Origin of the sequence: Ohtaekwangia sp. (genome assembly GCF_036568665.1) — a bacterium.
Classification (GTDB): domain Bacteria; phylum Bacteroidota; class Bacteroidia; order Cytophagales; family Cyclobacteriaceae; genus Ohtaekwangia.
On record NZ_DATCSD010000444.1, the window covers coordinates 1 to 2,540 of the forward strand.

General features: G+C 45.1%; 3 protein-coding genes. 1 reads left to right on the plus strand and 2 read right to left on the minus strand.

The window, feature by feature from the left end; all coding sequences use genetic code 11:
* Together VIN08_RS26135 and VIN08_RS26140 are read right to left on the minus strand one after the other, a co-directional pair.
* The coding region (locus VIN08_RS26135; protein ID WP_331972027.1) for an ABC transporter ATP-binding protein at positions 1 to 746 on the minus strand (746 nt) is incomplete at its 3' end.
* Entirely contained in the window at positions 743 to 1,477 is a 735-nt protein-coding gene (locus VIN08_RS26140) for an ABC transporter permease (protein ID WP_331972033.1), read from the minus strand. The genes VIN08_RS26140 and VIN08_RS26135, both read right to left, overlap by 4 nt.
* Positions 1,478 to 1,650: 173 nt before the next feature.
* Here VIN08_RS26140 and VIN08_RS26145 point away from each other — a divergent pair, with 173 nt between their 5' ends.
* On the plus strand, positions 1,651 to 2,355 hold the full coding sequence (locus VIN08_RS26145) for an SDR family oxidoreductase (protein ID WP_331972030.1): 705 nt from the start codon (positions 1,651 to 1,653) through the stop codon (positions 2,353 to 2,355).
* Positions 2,356 to 2,540 lie beyond the last annotated feature (185 nt).

The window sequence follows — 2,540 nt, forward strand, 5'->3', positions numbered from 1 at the left end:
TTCTCCCGCAAGCTATTCATCACTTTGTTCGCGAAGACGAAGTCGTCAAGTTCTTTCACACCGGAGTGCGTGATGTCGTTTTTATTTCCTTCCCAGAGGTTGCGGCCCTTGTATATAAACATGATCTTTTCTCCTATACCCATCACCGAGTTCATGTCGTGCGTAACGACTACGGTAGTCATGTCGTAGTCTTGTGTTATATCCTGGATGAGGTCATCGATGAGAACAGACGTCTGCGGATCGAGTCCGGAGTTAGGCTCATCACAGAAAAGATAGTTCGGGTTGTTTACAATCGCACGGGCAATGCCTACACGCTTCTTCATCCCGCCACTTATTTCGGAAGGCATTTTTTTGTTAACGTTCTCAAGTCCTACACGCTTCAAGCAAAAGTTAACGCGTTCAATTTTTTCATCGGGATGCATCTTGGTGAGTACGTCCAGCGGAAACATCACATTCTGTTCAACGTTTTTCGAATCGAACAGTGCACCTCCCTGAAACAGCATGCCGATCTCTCTGCGCACTTCTATCTTCAGGTCGCGATCGCCCGCATAAAAATCACGGCCATCATAAAACACTTGTCCTTCGTCAGGCTTTGCTAACCCGACAATACATTTCAGCAATACACTTTTGCCGGTACCACTGGCTCCGATGATGAGGTTAGGTTTGCCTTTTTCAAATTTACCCGATACATCGTTGAGCACGAGCTTGTCGCCAAAGGATTTTGATATGCTTTGTATCTTGATCATTTTCCAAGTAAAAGTTGAGCCAGTAAATAATCAGACACCAGTATAGCAATAACGCTGCTGGTAACAGCCTTGGTGCTGGATACACCAACTTCTAATGCACCGCCTTGCGTATTATAGCCTTTATAGGATGAAATCGATGACACGAGGAATGCAAATACAACGGACTTGATAAGCGCAAAGATCACGGTGAACTCATTATAGCCTGAACGTAATCCGTATATATAATCGTTCGGAGTAATTACACCGGTTAACGTACCGGCCAGGTATCCGCCCACCATTGCGCATACACCTGCTATGATCACCAGCACCGGGTACATAACCAGTGATGCAATGATTTTGGGAAGCACGAGATACGATATAGAGTTGATACCCATTACTTCGAGGGCATCGATCTGTTCGGTGATGCGCATGGTGCCGAGTCCGCTGGCCATAGCCGAACCAACTTTACCGGCAAAAATTACTGCGATAATAGTAGGCGCCAGTTCGAGTACGATCATTTCGCGTGCAACCTGCGAGATCACATAATCCGGAATAAGATCACTCACCATGTTATAGGCTGTTTGCACCGTAGTTACTGCGCCCATAAAAGTGGCCACAAGTGCTACGAGGAAAACGGAACCCAGACCAATGCTCACACACTCTTCCATCACCAGGTTATAATAGGTTTTGAACGACTCCCGGTTGGTGAGCAGATGGCCCAGAAATAAAAAATACTTACCAATCTCTGTTATCATACTTGCATTAAGACAAACGCCTCATTATCTCGCTAAGATAATTGAAATTAAAACATCCGCAGTATAAGGATTTTTAGCGTGCAAGTTTCAGATTTGCAGCAACATCACAGAAGTTTTTGATGGATATACTGAAAACCGGCTGTTATACTTTAAACACCTGACATCCAGCTATGAATAAACTCATTGTAGTAACGGGAGGAACCAAAGGCATTGGCAGAGCCATCGTTGAAAAATTTGCTGCACAGGGATTTGATATTGTTACCTGTGCACGAAATGAAAAAGACCTGGATGAATTGAAGCGAAGGGTAGAGGCGGATCACGCCGTGCAGGTGTTTGTGCGCGCTGCAGATATGTCGGACCGTGAGGCTGTGAAAAATTTCTGTGCATTTGTTACTGCGCTTCAGCGACCGGTAGATATACTGGTAAACAATGCGGGCTATTTTATTCCCGGTGATATTGCCACCGAAAAAGAAGGCACACTGGAGAGTATGATCCATGCTAACCTGTATAGCGCATACTATACCACGCGCGGTTTGATCACCGGCATGCGCGAGCGGAAGCAAGGCTATATTTTCAATATGTGTTCCATTGCCAGCATCAAGGCCTATCCTAATGGTGGCTCGTATGCGATCAGTAAATTTGCTTTGCTGGGATTCAGTAAATGTCTGCGCGAAGAACTGAAGCCTTTTAACATTCGTGTAACGGCCATTATGCCGGGTGCTACATTAACTGCGAGTTGGGAAGGTGTCGACTTGCCGGAAGAACGTTTTATGAAAGCGGAAGATGTTGCCGAAGCAGTATACGGTGCATACAGTTTATCGGATCGAAGTGTTGTAGAAGAGATCATTATTCGTCCTCAGTTAGGCGATATATAGGTATAGATGATATAAAATGAAAAACAGCCATCGGTTTACGATGGCTGCTTTGCTTTAGGATGCTAATTTTAGTTCTTGATAAATTTATAGTATCGCACCGTATCGTGCGTACGCGCGCGTAAAATGAAAACACCGGTAGGGAAGCTGCTTACATCGCATTGTGTTTTCCATCCGGCATCGAGCGT

Coding starts and splice junctions, on each gene's coding strand:
- VIN08_RS26145 (WP_331972030.1), top strand. CDS start 1,651: ATGAATAAACTCATTGTAGTAACGGGAGGAACCAAAGGCATTGGCAGA.